At 72.7% G+C, this 16390-nt stretch carries 12 protein-coding genes, 3 tRNA genes and 1 pseudogene; 8 read left to right on the top strand and 8 right to left on the bottom strand.

Going from position 1 to position 16390, the window contains the following annotated elements:
* Window positions 1–64: 64 nt before the first annotated feature.
* Window positions 65–1381: a deoxyguanosinetriphosphate triphosphohydrolase gene (locus SSNG_RS11255; protein ID WP_007263945.1), complete on the bottom strand. Its 1317-nt coding sequence runs from the start codon at window positions 1379–1381 to the stop codon at window positions 65–67.
* Window positions 1382–1437: 56 nt separating this feature from the next.
* Window positions 1438–2294 (bottom strand): annotated as a pseudogene (locus tag SSNG_RS11250) (sirohydrochlorin chelatase).
* Between the two features lie 327 nt (window positions 2295–2621).
* Between SSNG_RS11250 and SSNG_RS11245 the strand changes: the two are divergent.
* Window positions 2622–3236: an ElyC/SanA/YdcF family protein gene (locus tag SSNG_RS11245; RefSeq protein ID WP_241695221.1), complete on the top strand. Its 615-nt coding sequence runs from the start codon at window positions 2622–2624 to the stop codon at window positions 3234–3236.
* Between the two features lie 71 nt (window positions 3237–3307).
* Window positions 3308–4072 carry a glucose 1-dehydrogenase gene (locus SSNG_RS11240; RefSeq protein WP_007263942.1) on the top strand — a complete coding sequence of 255 codons (765 nt, stop codon included), beginning with the start codon at window positions 3308–3310 and terminating at the stop codon, window positions 4070–4072.
* A 7-nt stretch (window positions 4073–4079) separates the two neighbouring features.
* Here the strand turns inward: SSNG_RS11240 and SSNG_RS11235 are convergent, their stop codons facing one another.
* Complete coding sequence (locus tag SSNG_RS11235; protein WP_042800864.1) at window positions 4080–4652, bottom strand: Uma2 family endonuclease; 573 nt, start codon at window positions 4650–4652, stop codon at window positions 4080–4082.
* Window positions 4653–5123: 471 nt separating this feature from the next.
* Here SSNG_RS11235 and SSNG_RS11230 point away from each other — a divergent pair, with 471 nt between their 5' ends.
* Together SSNG_RS11230 and SSNG_RS11225 are read left to right on the top strand one after the other, a co-directional pair.
* Window positions 5124–7202: a molybdopterin oxidoreductase family protein gene (locus SSNG_RS11230; protein WP_007263940.1), complete on the top strand. Its 2079-nt coding sequence runs from the start codon at window positions 5124–5126 to the stop codon at window positions 7200–7202.
* A gap of 106 nt (window positions 7203–7308) precedes the next feature.
* The gene (locus tag SSNG_RS11225) at window positions 7309–8454 is read left to right on the top strand and encodes an RNA polymerase sigma factor (protein WP_063749882.1); all 1146 of its coding nucleotides are present in this window, start codon (window positions 7309–7311) and stop codon (window positions 8452–8454) included.
* A gap of 73 nt (window positions 8455–8527) precedes the next feature.
* On the opposite strand, the gene SSNG_RS11220 is transcribed toward SSNG_RS11225, so the two are convergent.
* The 4 genes from SSNG_RS11220 to SSNG_RS11205 form a co-directional block, all read right to left on the bottom strand.
* Window positions 8528–10450 carry an ABC transporter ATP-binding protein gene (locus tag SSNG_RS11220; RefSeq protein WP_007263938.1) on the bottom strand — a complete coding sequence of 641 codons (1923 nt, stop codon included), beginning with the start codon at window positions 10448–10450 and terminating at the stop codon, window positions 8528–8530.
* Window positions 10447–12180, bottom strand: coding sequence for an ABC transporter ATP-binding protein (locus tag SSNG_RS11215; protein WP_042800863.1), 1734 nt, complete (start codon window positions 12178–12180; stop codon window positions 10447–10449). Before SSNG_RS11215 ends, SSNG_RS11220 begins: the two co-directional genes overlap by 4 nt.
* 120 nt (window positions 12181–12300) lie before the next feature.
* Window positions 12301–13746: an FGGY family carbohydrate kinase gene (locus SSNG_RS11210; protein WP_007263936.1), complete on the bottom strand. Its 1446-nt coding sequence runs from the start codon at window positions 13744–13746 to the stop codon at window positions 12301–12303.
* A 40-nt stretch (window positions 13747–13786) separates the two neighbouring features.
* Window positions 13787–14086 (bottom strand): hypothetical protein, encoded by a 300-nt coding sequence (locus SSNG_RS11205; protein ID WP_042800862.1) that lies wholly within the window; start codon window positions 14084–14086, stop codon window positions 13787–13789.
* Window positions 14087–14231: 145 nt separating this feature from the next.
* Here SSNG_RS11205 and SSNG_RS11200 point away from each other — a divergent pair.
* The 3 genes from SSNG_RS11200 to SSNG_RS11190 all read left to right on the top strand — a co-directional run bounded on the left by SSNG_RS11200 (window position 14232) and on the right by SSNG_RS11190 (window position 14641).
* Window positions 14232–14304 (top strand) — tRNA-Asn (locus SSNG_RS11200).
* Between the two features lie 5 nt (window positions 14305–14309).
* A tRNA-Asn gene (locus SSNG_RS11195) sits at window positions 14310–14382 on the top strand.
* A gap of 185 nt (window positions 14383–14567) precedes the next feature.
* Window positions 14568–14641: transfer RNA gene (locus SSNG_RS11190), tRNA-Ile, on the top strand.
* A 169-nt stretch (window positions 14642–14810) separates the two neighbouring features.
* Here the strand turns inward: SSNG_RS11190 and SSNG_RS11185 are convergent.
* Entirely contained in the window at window positions 14811–15035 is a 225-nt protein-coding gene (locus SSNG_RS11185) for a hypothetical protein (protein WP_007263934.1), read from the bottom strand.
* A gap of 297 nt (window positions 15036–15332) precedes the next feature.
* Between SSNG_RS11185 and SSNG_RS11180 the strand changes: the two genes are divergently transcribed.
* A complete protein-coding gene (locus SSNG_RS11180) occupies window positions 15333–16319 on the top strand; it encodes a helix-turn-helix transcriptional regulator (protein WP_007263933.1) in 987 nt (328 codons plus the stop codon).
* Window positions 16320–16390 lie beyond the last annotated feature (71 nt).

Below are 16390 nucleotides of genomic sequence, written 5' to 3'. Positions count from 1 at the left end.
TGCGGCCACCTTGCGAGCGTCCCGCACCCAGCCTGCCTCGTGAAGGGGGAATGGCCCGATCGGCTCACCCTTCGGCGCGCCGCCCGCGCCGGGTGAGGCGTGCGTGCAGTGAACGGGCGGACGCGTCGGTCAGGCAGGCGATCTGGTCGATGACCGCGCGTTTGCGGGCCTTGTCGTCCGCCGCCGCGTCGAAGATCGCCCGGAACTGGGGGTCCAGGCCCTCCGGCGCGCGGACGCTGAGCGCCTCCGCCAGTTCGGCCAGGACGATGCGCTGGTCGGCCCGAAGCCGTTCCTGCTCGTCGCGCTGCATCACGTACAGGTCGGCCACCGCCTTGAGGACCGCGCACTCGTTGCGCGCCTCGCGCGGCACGACCAGCTCCGCCGCGTAGCGGGTGAGCCGGCCGGAGCCGTACGCCTCGCGGGTGGCGCCCTCGGCGGCCAGGCAGAACCGGCCGATCAGCTGGCTGGTGGCGTCCTTCAGACGGGCCTGCGCCACTGCGGAACCGTCGTAGCCGTGCGGCCACCAGTCCTCCTCCAGCAGCCGGTCCAGCGCCTCGCGCAGCTCCTCCGGGGAGGTGTCGGCGGGCACGTAACGGCCGATCGCGACCTGCCAGATGGCGGCCCGCTCGGGCTCGGCGAAGAGGAGGTTCGGATCGAGGTGCCCGGCGTGCAGCCCGTCCTCGAAGTCGTGCACGGAGTACGCGACGTCGTCCGCCCAGTCCATGACCTGGGCCTCGAAGCACTTGCGGTCGGCGGGCGCGCCCCGCCGCAGCCACTCGAAGACGGGCAGGTCGTCCTCGTAGGCGCCGAACTTCACCGAGTCCGGGTCGGTGGGGTGGCCGCCGCGCGCCCACGGGTACTTGGTGGCCGCGTCCAGGCAGGCACGGGTCAGGTTGAGGCCCACGCTCACCGGGTCGCCGGTGGACGGGTCGGGCACGAACCGCTTGGGCTCCAGCCGGGTCAGCAGGCGCAGCGACTGGGCGTTGCCCTCGAAGCCGCCGCAGTCCTTGGCGAACTCGTTGAGCGCCTCCTCGCCGTTGTGCCCGAACGGCGGATGGCCCATGTCGTGGGAGAGGCAGGCCGCTTCGACCAGGTCCGGATCGCAGCCGAGGGCCGCGCCGAGCTCCCGGCCGACCTGCGCGCACTCCAGGGAGTGCGTCAGCCGGGTGCGGGGGCTGGCGTCCCAGTCGAAGGAACGGGTGCCGGGGGTGACGACCTGGGTCTTCCCGGCGAGGCGGCGCAGCGCGGCCGAGTGCAGCACGCGGGCGCGGTCGCGCTGGAAGGCGGTGCGGCCGGGCCGCTTGTCCGGCTCGGCGGCCCATCGCTCGGTGGCGGCCGGATCGTAGGACTCGTACGCGGGGACGTGCGCGGTGCCTTCCATGCTCAGACGTTAACCGGAGTCACCGACAATCCGAGCAATCCGAACCTACGCGGCCTTTACGCGGTGGCCAGTTCCGGCTCCCGCGCGCTGTGGGCGAGCGCTTCGTCGTAGCGGCGCAGCACCAGCCGGGCCAGCGCCGGGTGCGCGCCGAGCGGGGCCGCCGCCGGGCCGGTCGCGGCGGCCGCGCTCGCGGAGGCGAACCGGCCCGGGGCGGCGAAGTACGAGGCCACGGCCGCCCGGTGGTACCCCCGGGCGGCCAGCGCCCGGACGGCGTCCGGCACGTTCGGGGCGGCCGCCGAGGCGTACGCGGGGACCACGGGGACCCCGCCGAGCCGTTCGGAGAGCAGGTCGGCGGCGCGGCGGGTGTCGGCGGCGGAGTCGGGGTCGAGGGACCCGGCCGAGGCCAGCACGACGGCCGTTCCCGGGGTCCAGCCGGCCTCCAGGAGCCGCTCGAACAGGACCTCCACGAGCAGCGGGTGGGGGCCGAGCGGGCCGGCGACCCGGATCCGCAGGTGTCCGGCGCGGGCCGCGGCGGCGGGCAGGTCCCGCTTGACGTGGGTGCCGCGCCCGAGCAGCAGCGGCACGAGGACGGCCGCTCCGGCGGTGTCCCGCAGGGTGTCGGCCAGCAGCGGCCGGTTCAGTTCGATGTGGCCGAGGCGGACGTCGAGGGCGGGGCGGAGCTCGCGGACCCGTTCGAGCAGGGCGAGGACGGTGTGCGGGGCGCGCGGGTCGCGGCTGCCGTGGGCCACGGCGATGAGGGTGGGGTGCATGTGGGGACTCCGTGGTGCCGGGCGCGTGGCGGGCGCAGGCCGCTGAGCTGGGTGCCGAGCTGGTCGGTGATCCGCGTCAGCAGCTCGGCCGTGCTGCCGAAGGGGAAGGGCTGGGTGGCGGGAGGGTGCACCGGCTCCGTCATGGACCGATCCTGCGGGGCCCGGATTGCGTGGGCGTTGCGCGGGGGTGACGGGTGGTTTCCTGCTGCTCACTCGGTCATTCGCACGAGTGAAAGGCGGGGCGGGTGGAACTGGGGGGCGGGGTGGTTCGTCAATCCGTGCGAAGGCGTACGGGACGAGGGGAACCGGTCATGGGGGAGCAGGGGCAGGGGCAGAGGCAGGAACGGGAGCAGGAACGGGAGCAGGAACGGGAGCAGGGGCGGGCGGGGCGGTTCGGCGTCGGCCGGTGGAGGACATGGCTGTCGGCGGCGCGGACGGTACGGAGCCGTCGGCGGGCCGTGCAGGCGGTGATGGCGCTGTGCGTGCTGGCCCTGCTGCCCTCGACGTGGACGCACGCCGCGGCCGCCGACCGGCTGCGGACCACCGCCGCCGCGCCCGACGCCGGGGTGGCGGTGGTGTTCGGGGCCGGCCTGTGGAAGGGCCGCCCGACCCCGTACCTGGCGTACCGGCTCGACGCGGCCGTTGAGCTGTACCGGGCGGGCAAGGTGAAGGTGGTCCTGGTGACCGGGGACAACAGCCGCACGGAGTACGACGAGCCGGGCGCGATGCGGGCGTACCTCAGGGGGCACGGCATACCCGACGACCGGATCGTCAGCGACTACGCCGGATTCGACACCTGGGACTCCTGCGTACGGGTCCGGGAGATATTCGGGGTGCGGCGGGCGGTGCTGATCAGCCAGCACTTCCACATCCACCGGGCGGTGGCCCTGTGCCAGGCGGCGGGCGTGGACTCCTACGGCGTCGGCGTGGACGACGAGCACGACTCCACCTGGTACTACGGCGGCGCCCGCGAGGTCCTCGCGGCCGGCAAGGCGGCCCTGGACGCGGCCTTCCGGCCGGAGCCGAGGTTCCTCGGCCCGAAGGAGGAGGGGGTGTCGCGGGTCCTGGCCGCTCTGTCAGACTGACGCCGCGAGCGGCGTATGCCGATTAGTCATATGCCTTGTGTCTGTCTGCGTCAGGGGTGTGGATCGTGGCTGTGGTGGATCTGAGCGGCAAGGTCGTCGTCATCACCGGCGGGGCCCGGGGCCTGGGCGCGGCGGCCGCGCAAGCGGTCGTCGACGGCGGTGGCCGGGTGCTGGTCACCGACCTGCTGGAGGCCGAGGGCGCCGAGACCGCCGCCAAGCTCGGCGACGCGGCCCGCTTCCTGCGGCACGACGTGACCAGCGAGGCCGAGTGGACGGCGGCGCTGGAGTACGCGGTCGCCGAGTTCGGCCGGATCGACGGGCTCGTCAACAACGCCGGCATCTCCACCGGCCAGTTCCTGGAACACGAGAGCGTCGAGCACTTCCGCCAGGTCATCGAGGTCAACCTGGTCGGCGTGTTCATCGGCATCAAGACCGCGATACCCCTGCTGCGGGCGGGCGGCGGCGGATCCATCGTCAACATCTCCTCCGCGGCCGGCCTCACCGGCCTCGCCCTCACCGCCGGATACGGAGCCTCCAAGTGGGGCGTGCGCGGCCTGTCCAAGATCGGCGCCGTCGAGCTCGCCGAGGCGAAGATCCGCGTCAACTCCGTCCACCCCGGCATGACGCTGACCCCGATGACCGCCCCGATCGGCATCCAGACCGGCGAGGGCAACTACCCCGGAGCCCCCCTGGGCCGCGTCGGCGTCCCCGAGGAGATCGCGGCCGCCGTCGCCTTCCTCCTCTCCGACGCCGCCGGCTACATGACCGGCGCCGAACTCGCCGTGGACGGCGGCTGGACGGCAGGCCTGACGGTCAAGTACCTCACTGGCCAGTAGGCCGCGCTCACCGGGTCAGGCGCGCCAGATCGATGTCGATGCCGAAGGGCACGCTCGTCTTGACGCGCTCCCGGTGGATACCGGTGGGCACGTAGGTGCGGGTCGTGTCGTCGAGCTCGTACGCGTGGACCACCGGAAGGCCGTGCTCCTCCTCGACGCGCCAGAAGTGGCGGATCCCGGCCCGGGCGTACTTGAAGGGCATCGTCTCCCGGTCCCGCTCCTGCGACTCCTCGGAAACCACCTCCACGACCAGCGCGACGTCCTCGGGGAGGAAGCAGGTCCGGTCCGGGTCGTAGGCGACGGTCGCGGCGATCACGTCGGGTTCAGGCCGGCTCTTCACGCTCAGGCGTACGGTCATCTGCGCCTCGACCGTGCTCTCCTCCGGAGCCTGGTCCTCCAGCGCGGCCGTCAGGCGGCGGACGACGCGGTCGTGCCAGGACCGCTGGGGCGACACCATGAAGATCAACGCTCCGTCGATGAGCTCGGTATGGCGCGGCAGGTTCGGGATGTGGTCGAGATCGTCGGCCTCCCAGCCGCTGGCGCGCGGCGGGTAGAGCCACTCGGGCAGCGTGGGGGTCATGGTCTCCTCCAGTCCTGGCCCCGCCAGCCTAGCCACGCCGGGCCCGCGGCCGGGGCGGCATCGGGGGTGCGCTTCACCGCGCCGGCGGACCAGCCGCCACCGGGCCGGCCGGAACCCGCGTGCCCCCCGCCGGGCTCCCCCCGCCGGGCTGCCGCCGGCTTGCCGGGCTGCTGCCGGCTTGCCGGGCTGCTGCCGGCTTGCCGGGCTGCCCCCGGCCTCGGGCTACCCCCGGCCCCGCCGGGCTACCGCCGACCTGCCGGGCGGGGCCGGGCGGAACCCGCGTGCGCCCCGCCAGCCCGCCCGGGCCACCGACCGCCCCGCCGGGCCACCGACCGCCCCGCCGGGGCCACCGGCCGCCCGACCTGCGGTTGCCGCCCTCACCGTCCCCGCCGGGCCGGGATGAGGGCTAACACCCCCGCCCGTAACGCGGGCGCGCGGCCCGCGTAACACCCGGCCGACACCCTGAGGGGCATGCACCGCTCCCCGGACGCCACCGCCACCCACTGCCCCTACTGCGCCCTGCAGTGCGGCATGAACCTGCGCCCCGCCCCCGCGGGCGACGCGGTGACCGTCGAGGAACGCACCGGCTTCCCCGTCAACCGGGGCGCGCTGTGCGGCAAGGGCCGCACCGCCCCCGCCGTGCTCTCCTCCCGGGTACGCCTGACCGAGCCGCTCATCCGCACCCACGCCGGCGGCCCGCTCGTCCCGGCCACCTGGGAGGAGGCCCTCGACGCCGTCGCGGCCGGCCTCGCCCGCACGCGCCGCGCCCACGGCCCCGACGCCGTCGCCGTCTTCGGCGGCGGCGGCCTCACCAACGAGAAGGCCTACGCCCTCGGCAAGTTCGCCCGCGTCGCCCTCGGCACCTCCCAGATCGACTACAACGGCCGCTTCTGCATGTCCTCGGCCGCCGCCGCGCACCAGAAGGCCTTCGGCCTCGACCGCGGACTGCCCTTCCCGCTGGAGGACATCCCCCGCACCGGCTGCGTCGTCCTCGTCGGCTCCAACCCCGCCGAGACCATGCCCCCCTTCGTGCGCTACCTCACCGAGCTCAAGGCGAACGGCGGCACCCTGATCGTCGTCGACCCCCGCCGCACCCGCACCGCCGAACTGGCCGACCTGCACCTCGCCCCGCGCCCCGGAACCGACCTCGCCCTCGCCCTCGGCCTGCTGCACCTCGTGGTCGCCGAGGGCCGCACCGACGAGGAGTTCATCGCCGAACGCACCACCGGCTGGGAGGACGCCCGCGCCGCCGCCATGGCCCACTGGCCCGAACTCGTCGAACGGATCACCGGGATCGCCCTCCCGGAACTCCGTCGCGCCGTCGAACTGTTCTGCACCCCCGCCGCAGCCATGGTCCTCACCGCCCGGGGACCCGAGCAGCAGTCCAAGGGCACCGACACCGTCGGCGCGTGGATCAACCTCTGCCTCGCCACCGGCCGCGCCGGCCGCCCGCACTCCGGCTACGGCTGCCTCACCGGCCAGGGCAACGGCCAGGGCGGCCGCGAACACGGCCAGAAGGCCGACCAGCTCCCCGGCTACCGCAAGCTCACCGACCCCGCCGCCCGCGCACACGTCGCCCGCGTCTGGGGCGTCGACCCGCAGAGCCTGCCCGGCCCCGGCCGCAGCGCCTACGAACTCCTCGACGCCCTCGGCGGCGACGTCAAGGCCCTCCTCCTCATGGGCTCCAACCCGGTGGTCTCCGCCCCCCGCGCCGCCCACGTCGAAGACCGCATCCGCTCCCTGGACTTCCTCGCCGTCGCCGACGTCGTCCTCTCCGAGACGGCAGCCCTCGCCGACGTCGTCCTGCCCGTCACCCAGTGGGCGGAGGAGACCGGCACCACCACCAACCTGGAAGGCCGCGTCCTGCTGCGCCGCCGCGCCCTCACCCCGCCCCCCGGCGTCCGCGGCGACCTGGACGTCCTGCACGGACTCGCCGCCCGCCTCGGCGTGGAGAAGGGCTTCCCCACCGACCCCGAACAGGTCTTCGACGAGCTGCGCCGCGCCTCCGCAGGCGGCCCGGCCGACTACTCCGGCATCTCCTACGCCCGCATCGAAGCCGAACAGGGCGTCTTCTGGCCCTGCCCCGAAGGCTCCCCGGGACAGCCCCGCCTCTTCCTCGACCGCTTCGCCACCGACGACGGCCGCGCCCGCTTCACGCCCGTCTCCCACCGCGACGCCGCCGAGGTCCCCGACGCCGACTACCCGCTGCTCCTCACCACCGGCCGGGTCGTCGCCCAGTACCAGTCCGGCGCCCAGACCCGCCGCGTGCCCGAGCTCAACGCCGCCGCCCCCGGCCCCTTCGTGGAACTCCACCCGCGCCTCGCCGCCCGCCTCGGCGTCACCGACGGCACCCCGCTCGCGGTCACCTCCCGCCGCGGACGCGCCGTCGCCCCCGCCCGCGTCACCGACGCCGTCCGCGCCGACACCGTCTTCATGCCGTTCCACTGGTACGGCGAGGGCCGGGCCAACACCCTCACCAACCCGGCCCTGGACCCCGTCTCACGGATGCCCGAGTTCAAGGTCTGCGCGGTCCGCGTGGAACCCGCGTAACTCCGGTCGGACATGAGTCCGATCCGCATCGGGATTCCCGCCGGGGGGTAACCATCCGTCACGCAGCGGGCTCAGAAAGTGCTCGCACGCCCCTCGTGGCAGCGATGTGTCGTACCCCACACTGAGGTGCGGTGCCACCGTCCTCGGAGCCCTGGAGGTCGCCCCCGTGCAGACCCAGACCCTGACCGTGAACGCGAGCCGCCCCGCCGCAGACGCCTCCGATCCGGATCCCGAGGCCGAGGCCGACACGGTGGAGGACGCCGGCGACGAGGAACCCGAGGTCCTCGAACTCATCGAACCGGTACCCCCGCAGCGCGGCCGCGACAACGGCGCCGGGACCGGGCCCTCCGCCGACCTCTTCCGCCAGTACCTGCGCGAGATAGGCAGGATCCCGCTGCTCACCGCCGCCGAGGAGGTCGAACTCGCCCGGCGCGTGGAAGCGGGACTCTTCGCCGAGGAGAAACTCGCCGGCGCCACCGACCTCGACTCCCAGCTCGCCGTCGACCTCGACAAACTCGTCGTCATGGGCCGGATGGCCAAACGCCGGCTCATCGAGTCGAACCTGCGGCTCGTCGTCTCCGTCGCCAAACGCTACGTCGGCCGCGGACTGACCATGCTCGACCTGGTCCAGGAGGGCAACCTCGGCCTGATCAGGGCCGTCGAGAAATTCGACTACGCCCGCGGCTACAAGTTCTCCACCTACGCCACCTGGTGGATCCGGCAGGCGATGTCACGGGCCCTCGCCGACCAGGCCCGCACCATCCGCGTCCCCGTCCACGTCGTCGAACTCATCAACCGCGTCGTCCGAGTCCAGCGCCGCATGCTCCAGGAACGCGGCTACGAACCCACCGCCGAAGAAGTCGCCGCCCACCTGGAACTGACCCCCGAGCGGGTCCTGGAAGTGCTCCGCCTCGCCCAGGAACCCGTCTCCCTGCACGCCCCCGTCGGCGAGGAGGACGACGTCGCCCTCGGCGACCTGATCGAGGACGGCGACGCCGCCTCCCCCATGGAGTCCGCCGCCTTCTTCCTGCTGCGCGAACACCTCGAAGCCGTCCTCTCCACCCTCGGCGAACGCGAACGCAAGGTCGTCCAGCTCCGCTACGGCCTCGCCGACGGCCGCCCCCGCACCCTGGAGGAGATCGGCCGCATCTTCGGCGTCACCCGCGAGCGGATCCGCCAGATCGAGTCCAAGACCCTCAACAAGCTGCGCGACCACGCCTTCGCCGACCAGCTGCGCGGCTACCTCGACTGACCCGCGCGACCCCATCCGGGAAACGGGAAAGGGGGCGCCCCAAGGACGCCCCCACCCGCTCACCGCCGGCCGGTCAGTCGACCTCGGCCACCGCCTGGGCGAACTGCGCCGCGTACAGCCGCGCGTACGCGCCGTCCGCCGCCAGCAGCTCCTCGTGCGTGCCCTGCTCCACGATCGAGCCGCTCTCCATCACCAGGATCACGTCCGCGTCGCGGATCGTCGACAGCCGGTGCGCGATCACGAAGGACGTACGGCCGTGCGCCAGGCGCGCCATCGCCTTCTGGATCAGCACCTCGGTACGGGTGTCCACCGAACTCGTCGCCTCGTCGAGCACCAGGATCACCGGGTCCGACAGGAACGCCCGCGCGATGGTGATCAGCTGCTTCTCACCCGCGCTGACACCCGCCCCCTCGTCGTCCAGCACCGTGTCGTAGCCGTCCGGCAGGGTGCGGATGAAACGGTCCGCGTGCGCCGCCCGCGAGGCCTCCTCGATCTCGGCACGCGTCACCTCGCGGGACGCGCCGTAGGCGATGTTCTCCGCGATCGTGCCGCCGAACAGCCAGGTGTCCTGCAGCACCATGCCGATCCCGCCGCGCAGCTCCTCGCGGGTCATCTTCGCGATGTCCACCCCGTCCAGGGCGATCTCCCCGCCCGTGACCTCGTAGAACCGCATCAGCAGGTTGACCAGCGTGGTCTTGCCGGCGCCCGTCGGGCCGACGATGGCGACCGTCTGGCCCGGCTCCACCGTCAGCGAGAGGTTCTCGATGAGCGGCTTGTCCGGCTCGTAGCGGAAGGCCACCTTGTCCAGGGTCACCTGACCGCGCAGCTCCTCCGGACGCTCCGGAACCTCCGCGTCCGGCTCCTGCTCCGGCGCGTCCAGCAGCTCGTACACCCGCTCCGCCGAGGCGACGCCCGACTGCACCAGGTTCGCCATCGACGCCACCTGCGACAGCGGCATCGAGAACTGGCGCGAGTACTGGATGAAGGCCTGCACGTCACCGATCGACAGGGTGCCCGACGCCACCCGCAGACCGCCGACGACCGCGACCAGCACGTAGTTGATGTTCGAGATGAAGAACATCACCGGCTGCATGATGCCGCTGACCAGCTGCGCCTTGAACGAGGCCCGGTACAGCTCCTCGTTCTGCTCGGCGAAGACCGCCGCCGACTCCTTCTGCCGCCCGAAGACCTTCACCAGCGAGTGGCCGGAGTACATCTCCTCGATGTGCGCGTTCAGCGCGCCCGTGGTCTTCCACTGCGCCACGAACTGCGGCTGCGACTTCTTGCCGATCTTCGCCGCGACCACCACCGACACCGGTACGGTCAGTAGCGCGACCAGCGCCAGCAGCGGCGAGATCCAGAACATCATCACCAGCACGCCGACGATCGTCAGCAGCGAGTTCAGCAGCTGGCCCATCGTCTGCTGGAGGGTCTGGCCGATGTTGTCGATGTCGTTCGTCGCCCGGCTCAGCACCTCGCCGCGCTTCTGCTGGTCGAAGTACGACAGCGGCAGCCGCGACAGCTTCGCCTGGAGCTCCTCGCGCATCCGGTAGACGGTGCCGTTCATCACGTGGTTCGACAGCCGCGTGGCGACCAGCATCAGCAGGCCCGCCAGGGTGAACACCAGCAGCGCCCACAGCGCCGTGACCCCGACGGCACCGAAGTCGATGCCCTGCCCGGGGGTGAAGTCGGTGCCGGACAGCATCTCCGCCATGCCGTCCTGGCCCTTGGCCCGCAGCCCGTCCAGCGCCTGCTGCTTGGTCAGGCCGTCCGGCATCTGCCGGCCGACGATCCCCGCGAACACCAGGTCGGTGGCCTCGCCGAGGATCTTCGGCCCGACCACCGCACAGCCGACGCTGCCGACCACGGCCGCGACCATGCCCCACAGCTTGGCCCGGTCCTGCGCCAGCTGGCGCAGCAGCCGCTTGCCGGACCCCTTGAAGTCCAGGGACCGCTGGCCCGGCCCCATCATCATCCGTCCTCCGGGCCCGCTCATGCGGCCTCCGCCTCCGTCAGCTGGGAGAGCACGATCTCCCGGTAGGTCTCGTTGCCGGCCATCAGCTCGTGGTGGCGGCCCTCGCCCACCACCTGGCCCTCGTCGAGGACGATGATCCGGTCGGCGTCGCGGATCGTGGAGACCCGCTGGGCGACGATGACGACCGTCGCGTCCTCCGTCTCCCGGGCGAGCGCCGCGCGCAGCGCCGCGTCCGTCGCGTAGTCCAGGGCCGAGAAGGAGTCGTCGAACAGGTAGATCTCCGGGCGCTGCACGAGCGTGCGGGCGATCGCCAGGCGCTGGCGCTGGCCGCCGGAGACGTTCGTCCCGCCCTGGGTGATCGGCGCTTCGAGGCCGCCCTCCAGCTCGGACACGAACTCCTTGGCCTGGGCCACCTCCAGGGCCCGCCACAGCTCCTCGTCGGTCGCGTCCGGGCGCCCGTAGCGCAGGTTGGAGGCGACCGTCCCGGAGAACAGGTACGGCTTCTGCGGGACCATGCCGACCGTGCGGGCCAGCAGCTCCGGGTCGATCCGGCGTACGTCCTCCCCGTCGACCAGCACGTCACCGCCGGTCGCGTCGAACAGCCGGGGCACCAGGCCCAGCAGCGTCGACTTGCCGCTGCCGGTGGAGCCGATCACCGCGGTGGTCTCGCCGGGACGGGCCACCAGGTCCACCCCGCGCAGCACCGGGGCCTCGGCGCCCGGGTAGCGGAAGTCGGCGCCGCGCAGCTCCAGCTGCCCGCGCCGGGCGAGCGTACGCACCGGGTCGGAGGGCGGGACCACGCTGGACTCGGTGTCCAGGACCTCCTGGATGCGCTCGGCGCAGACCTCGGCGCGCGGCACCATCATGAACATGAAGGTGGCCATCATCACGGCCATGACGATCTGCATCAGGTAGGCGAGGAAGGCGGTCAGCTGGCCGATCTCCATGTCGCCCCCGTCCACCCGCATCGCACCGAACCAGATGACGGCGACGCTGGAGATGTTCACGACCAGGATGACGACCGGGAACATCAGCGCGAGCAGCTTGCCGGAGGCCAGCGAGACCGCGGTCAGCTCGGAGTTCGCCCGGCGGAAGCGCTCCTCCTCGTAGCCGTCGCGGACGAAGGCGCGGATCACGCGGTTGCCGGTGATCTGCTCGCGCAGCACCCGGTTGACGACGTCGAGGCGTTCCTGCATCAGGCGGAACAGCGGCCGCGTCTTCCAGACGATCGCGCCGACCGAGACGCCCAGCACGGGCACCACCGCGAGCAGCACGCCCGACAGCTTCACGTCGAGCGAGAGCGCCATGGCGATGCCGCCGACGCACATGATCGGCGCCGAGACCATCAGGGTGAACGTCATCAGCACCAGCATCTGGACCTGCTGGACGTCGTTCGTCGTACGGGTGATCAGCGAGGGGGCGCCGAACTGGCCCAGCTCCCGCGCCGAGAAGCTCTGCACCCGGTCGAAGACGGAGGCGCGGACGTCGCGGCCGAGGGCGGCCGCGGTGCGGGCCCCGTAGTAGACGGCCCCGGCGTTGCAGACGAGCTGGACGAGGGAGACGCCGAGCATCAGCGCGCCGAAGCGCAGGATGTAACCGGTGTCCCCGTTGACGACACCCTTGTCGATGATGTCCGCGTTGAGGGTGGGCAGGTAGAGGCTCGCACTGGTCTGCAGGAGTTGCAGCAGCACCAGTGCGGCGATGGCTTTCTTGTACGGACCCAGGTGGGTCCGCAGCAGTCGTATGAGCACGCGCAGGCTCCGGTAGGCAAGATCGAGGGGGTTCACTCCATCTTCTGCCAACGGAAGGCCCGAACCCCACCGGATTTCGCAAAGCCCGGTCAAAAGGACCAGGCGCCTGCGGCCACCGCCCTAGAACCCGAACGCCCCCGGGTGCATCTGCTCCCGCGTGGTGACGTACTGCTGGCGGACGGCCTGCCAGGCCGGGTAGTCCTCGCCCGGCTCGAACACCTGGGCCGGCGGGGCCGGCCACAGCGGCGGGACGTGCGGGGCCAGCGTGCCCTGCTGCACCCCGAGCGCCCAGGCCGCCTGACGGGCCGCGCCCAGCGCCGCGTAGTCCGCCGGAGCAGGCACGACGACCTGCGTCCCGAACAGCCCCGGCGCGGCGGCCTGTACGGCGGGCAGCTCGGCGGCGGCCCCGAGCAGGAACACCCGGCGGATCCCCACGCCCCGGTGCCGCAGCACGTCGAGGGCGTCGACCAGCCCGCACAGCATGCCCTCGAAGGCGGCCCGCGCGAGGTGCTCCGGCTTCATCGAGTCCCGGCGCAGCCCCGACAGGGTCCCGGCGGTGTGCGGCAGGTTCGGGGTCCGCTCTCCCTCCAGGTACGGCAGGAGCACGAGCCCGTGTGCACCAGGGGTCGACTTCAACGCGAGCGCGCTCAGCCCCTCCAGGTCGGTGCCCAGCATGTCGGCGGTGCCGCGCAGGGCCCGTACGGCGTTGGAGGTGTTCACCACCGGCAGGTGCATGCCGCCCGCGTCGGCGAGGGAGGTGATCAGGCCGCCCGGGTCGGACAGGGCCTCGTGGTGCACGGCCATCACCGACCCGGAGGCGCCCAGCGAGACCACCGCGTCGCCCGGCCCGATGCCCAGCCCCAGCGCGGCGGCCGTGGTCTCCCCGGTCCCGGCGGAGATCAGCAGCCCCTCGGGGGTCATCCCGGCGGCGTCGGCGGGGCCGAGCACCTCGGGCAGCAGCGCCTGGTGCCCGAGCGCCAGCTCGACCAGGTCGGGACGGTAGGAACCGGTGGCCGCCGACCAGTACCCGGTGCCCGAGGCGCCGGCCCGGTCGGTGGTGCGGCGCGCGGGCCGGCCGAGCAGCTGCCAGACCAGCCAGTCGTGCGGGGACAGCACCACCGCCACCCGGCGCGCAGACTCCGGCTCGTTGCGGGCCAGCCAGGCGAGCTTGGTGATCGGCTGCGCGGCATGCGGGACGGCGCCGACGGCGGCCACCCAGGCGGCCTTGCCGCCGAGCGCCCCGATCAGGTCCGCGGCGGCGACCTGCCCGCGCTTGTCGTTGCCGATCATGGCCGGGCGGACCAGCGCGCCCTGCGCGTCCAGCGGCAGCATCCCGTGCTGCTGCGCGGAGACGCCGATGGCCTGGACGCCTTCCAGCAGCCCGCCCCCGGCGGCTTCGCCGAGGGAGAGCAGCCAGGCCTGCGGGTCGGTCTCGTGGGGGACGGTCTCACCGGCGGGCTGCGGATGGGGCGCGTAGCCCTGCCGCAACACGGCCCCCGTGTCCGTGTCGCAGACGACGATGCGAGTGAAGGCGGAAGAGCTGTCCAGCCCGGCGACTATCCCCATGCGGAGAATTCTGCCGCACGCCGGGCCGGAACCAGCCGCCTCAGGTGTTGCTCGTGCCCCACTCGTCCTCGGCGCCCTGCCCCCGCTCGCGCAGCGACCGCACGTGCTTCGCCACGGAATCGGGAACGGCGTCGCCGACCTTGTCGCCGACCGCCGCGAACGCCTTGCCCGCGAACTCCCGTCCGGTGTGCCCGGCGGTCTCGGCGGCGTTGCGCACCGCCGGGTTCTGCGCGATGCGCCGGGCGGACTTCTTCATCTCCTCGTACCGCTCGCGTCCCGCGGCCGTACCCACCACGTATCCGAGGGCTACCCCGGCGAGGAACGTGACCTTGTAGCGCATGCCTGCCACCCTTCGTTGTCTCGGTGCCCGGCCTGCTGCGATACCGATTGGCGGAGCACCCCCCTGCTTGCGCTAATCTATGACTCGCAACGGGCGCTCGCCCCCCGGCAAGGCCGGAGGTGGGCTGTTCGGTGCACCGCAGCAATCCCCTGTAGCTCAATTGGCAGAGCAGCCGGCTGTTAACCGGCAGGTTACTGGTTCGAGTCCAGTCGGGGGAGCGCGGTCCCCTGTAGCTCAATTGGCAGAGCAGCCGGCTGTTAACCGGCAGGTTACTGGTTCGAGTCCAGTCGGGGGAGCAGTGAAGAGGAGAGGGCCCGGGAGGGTCCTCTTTCTTTTTGCCCTGATCCGGGAACCGGGCAGCCTTCGGCGCGGTCTCTCTGAACAAGCGCAGCCGATCATGCGGGGCATCCGAGGCAGGAGATCGTATGAGCGGCTATGCTGCGGCAGACGGCGCGCACACATGTACGCGCCACGCCGTAAAGGGGCGGTAGCTCAGCCGGTTAGAGCAGCGGACTCATAATCCGTCGGCCGTGGGTTCGAGTCCCACCCGCCCCACCGCAAGCCGCAGGTGCAGAAACGATTGCACCTGCGGCTTCGGCGTTCCCGGGGAAAGGGGAGCGCGGGCGGGGGTGTGTCGTACGTCACGGCAGGGCGGGAGCGGTCGGCTCCGGCCGCCGTTCTTCGCCCGTTCGGCGCCGCCCTCCGTTCGGCGCCGAACGGAGGATCAGTCCCAGCCGATTCCGCGCTTGTCGGCGGCGGCGGAGTCCCAGCCGATCCCCTGCGGGCCCGCCGCCCGCACCGAGTCCCAGCCGATGCCGCTCGGCGAGGTCGCCGCCCGGACCGAGTCCCAGCCGATGCCGCCGGGGCCCGCGGTGACCGCGACGGCGGCGGTGCAGGACAGCAGGGCGGTGAGGCCGGCAGCGGCGATCAGGCGAGCGGTGCGAGACATGGATCCCCCTGGAACACGAACGGCTTCGGTGTGGTGTGGCTGGGGCGCGCTGCACCGGTCCGGCCTTTCGGCCCTGGCCTGGGGTGGGGCTCCGTGCCCCGCCGTCCCGGTGAACACCATCCTGCAAGCCCGCGTACAGGCGCAGAAGAGGTATCGGATGGCACCAAGGTGACAGGCACCAAGGTGCCGCTGCGAGAAGATCGAAAGAGACTGCCTATGGCCCGACCTGCGCACCTTTAAGATCAAGACAACGGCGGGAAATCATCCGTCGGACCGACTGGCCGGGGGGCAACAAGCATGTTGGAAGCGTTGGGACTGGACAGCCTCGTAGAGGCCGTCTACCGGGAGATGCTCGCCGATCCGACCGGTGGAGTGGCCGAACTGGGCGCACGGCTGGGGATGACCGAGGCGGAGGTGCGCGACGGTCTCGACCGGCTCGTCGACCTCGATCTGCTCACCCCCTCCCGCGACCATGCGGGCGGCCTGCGGGCCGTCAGCCCCGAGGCCGGGCTGGAGCAGATACTGCGCCGCCAGGAAGAGGAACTGATCCGTCGCCAGCAGGAGCTGGCGGCCAGCAAGGCGGCGGCGGCCCGCGCCGTCGCGGAGTTCGCGGGCCTGCGGCCCAACACCGAATCCGACGGTGCCGAACGGCTCGTGGGCCTCGACGCCATCCAGTCCCGACTGGAGGTCCTCGCCCGGGACCTCACCGTCGAATGCCTCTCGATCATGCCGGGCGGCGCCCAGTCCCAGGCCAGCCTGGACGCCTCGCGGCCGCTGGACGAGGACGCCCTGCGGCGCGGGATCCAGATCCGGACGATCTACCAGGACAGCGTGCGCAACGACCCGGCCACCCTGGCCTACGTCCAGTGGGCGACCGACCTCGGGGCCCAGAACCGCACCAGCCCGGTGCTGCCGCCCCGCCTGGTGATCTTCGACCGGAAGACCGCCGTGGTCCCCATCGACCCCGCGAACTCCAAGCTCGGCGCCCTCTGCACCACCGCCCCCGGCATCGTCGCCTCCCTCGTCAGCCTCTTCGAGCAGACCTGGGACCAGGCCGTCCCCCTCGGCGCCGCCCGCGAACAGGCCACCGAGGACGGCATCACCGCCGGCGAACGCGAACTGCTCAAGCTGCTGGCCTCCGGCCTGACCGACGAAGCCGCCGGCAAGCGGCTCGGGGTCTCCCTGCGCACCGTCCGCCGCCAGATGTCCGCGCTGATGGAACGCCTCAACGCCACCAGCCGCTTCGAGGCCGGGCTGCGCGCCGCCCAGCGGGGCTGGCTCTGAGTCCGGGGCACGCCGCGGCCGCGGACGCCCCGGGCGGGCACCCGCGGCCGCGGCAGCCGGGACCGACCGGC

This window comes from Streptomyces sp. C, from assembly GCF_000158895.1.
GTDB classification, from domain to species: domain Bacteria; phylum Actinomycetota; class Actinomycetes; order Streptomycetales; family Streptomycetaceae; genus Streptomyces; species Streptomyces racemochromogenes.
Note: the sequence above shows the minus strand (reverse complement) of the source record. Positions and strands in the feature narration are given on the sequence as shown.

Excerpts from the sequence above, each read along its gene's own strand:
- SSNG_RS11255 (WP_007263945.1), bottom strand. The coding sequence starts at position 1,381 with ATGGAAGGCACCGCGCACGTCCCCGCGTACGAGTCCTACGATCCGGCC.
- SSNG_RS11245 (WP_241695221.1), top strand. The coding sequence starts at position 2,622 with ATGGCGCTGTGCGTGCTGGCCCTGCTGCCCTCGACGTGGACGCACGCC.
- SSNG_RS11235 (WP_042800864.1), bottom strand. The coding sequence starts at position 4,652 with ATGACCCCCACGCTGCCCGAGTGGCTCTACCCGCCGCGCGCCAGCGGC.
- SSNG_RS11230 (WP_007263940.1), top strand. The coding sequence starts at position 5,124 with ATGCACCGCTCCCCGGACGCCACCGCCACCCACTGCCCCTACTGCGCC.
- SSNG_RS11220 (WP_007263938.1), bottom strand. The coding sequence starts at position 10,450 with ATGAGCGGGCCCGGAGGACGGATGATGATGGGGCCGGGCCAGCGGTCC.
- SSNG_RS11210 (WP_007263936.1), bottom strand. The coding sequence starts at position 13,746 with ATGGGGATAGTCGCCGGGCTGGACAGCTCTTCCGCCTTCACTCGCATC.
- SSNG_RS11205 (WP_042800862.1), bottom strand. The coding sequence starts at position 14,086 with ATGCGCTACAAGGTCACGTTCCTCGCCGGGGTAGCCCTCGGATACGTG.
- SSNG_RS11185 (WP_007263934.1), bottom strand. The coding sequence starts at position 15,035 with ATGTCTCGCACCGCTCGCCTGATCGCCGCTGCCGGCCTCACCGCCCTG.
- SSNG_RS11180 (WP_007263933.1), top strand. The coding sequence starts at position 15,333 with ATGTTGGAAGCGTTGGGACTGGACAGCCTCGTAGAGGCCGTCTACCGG.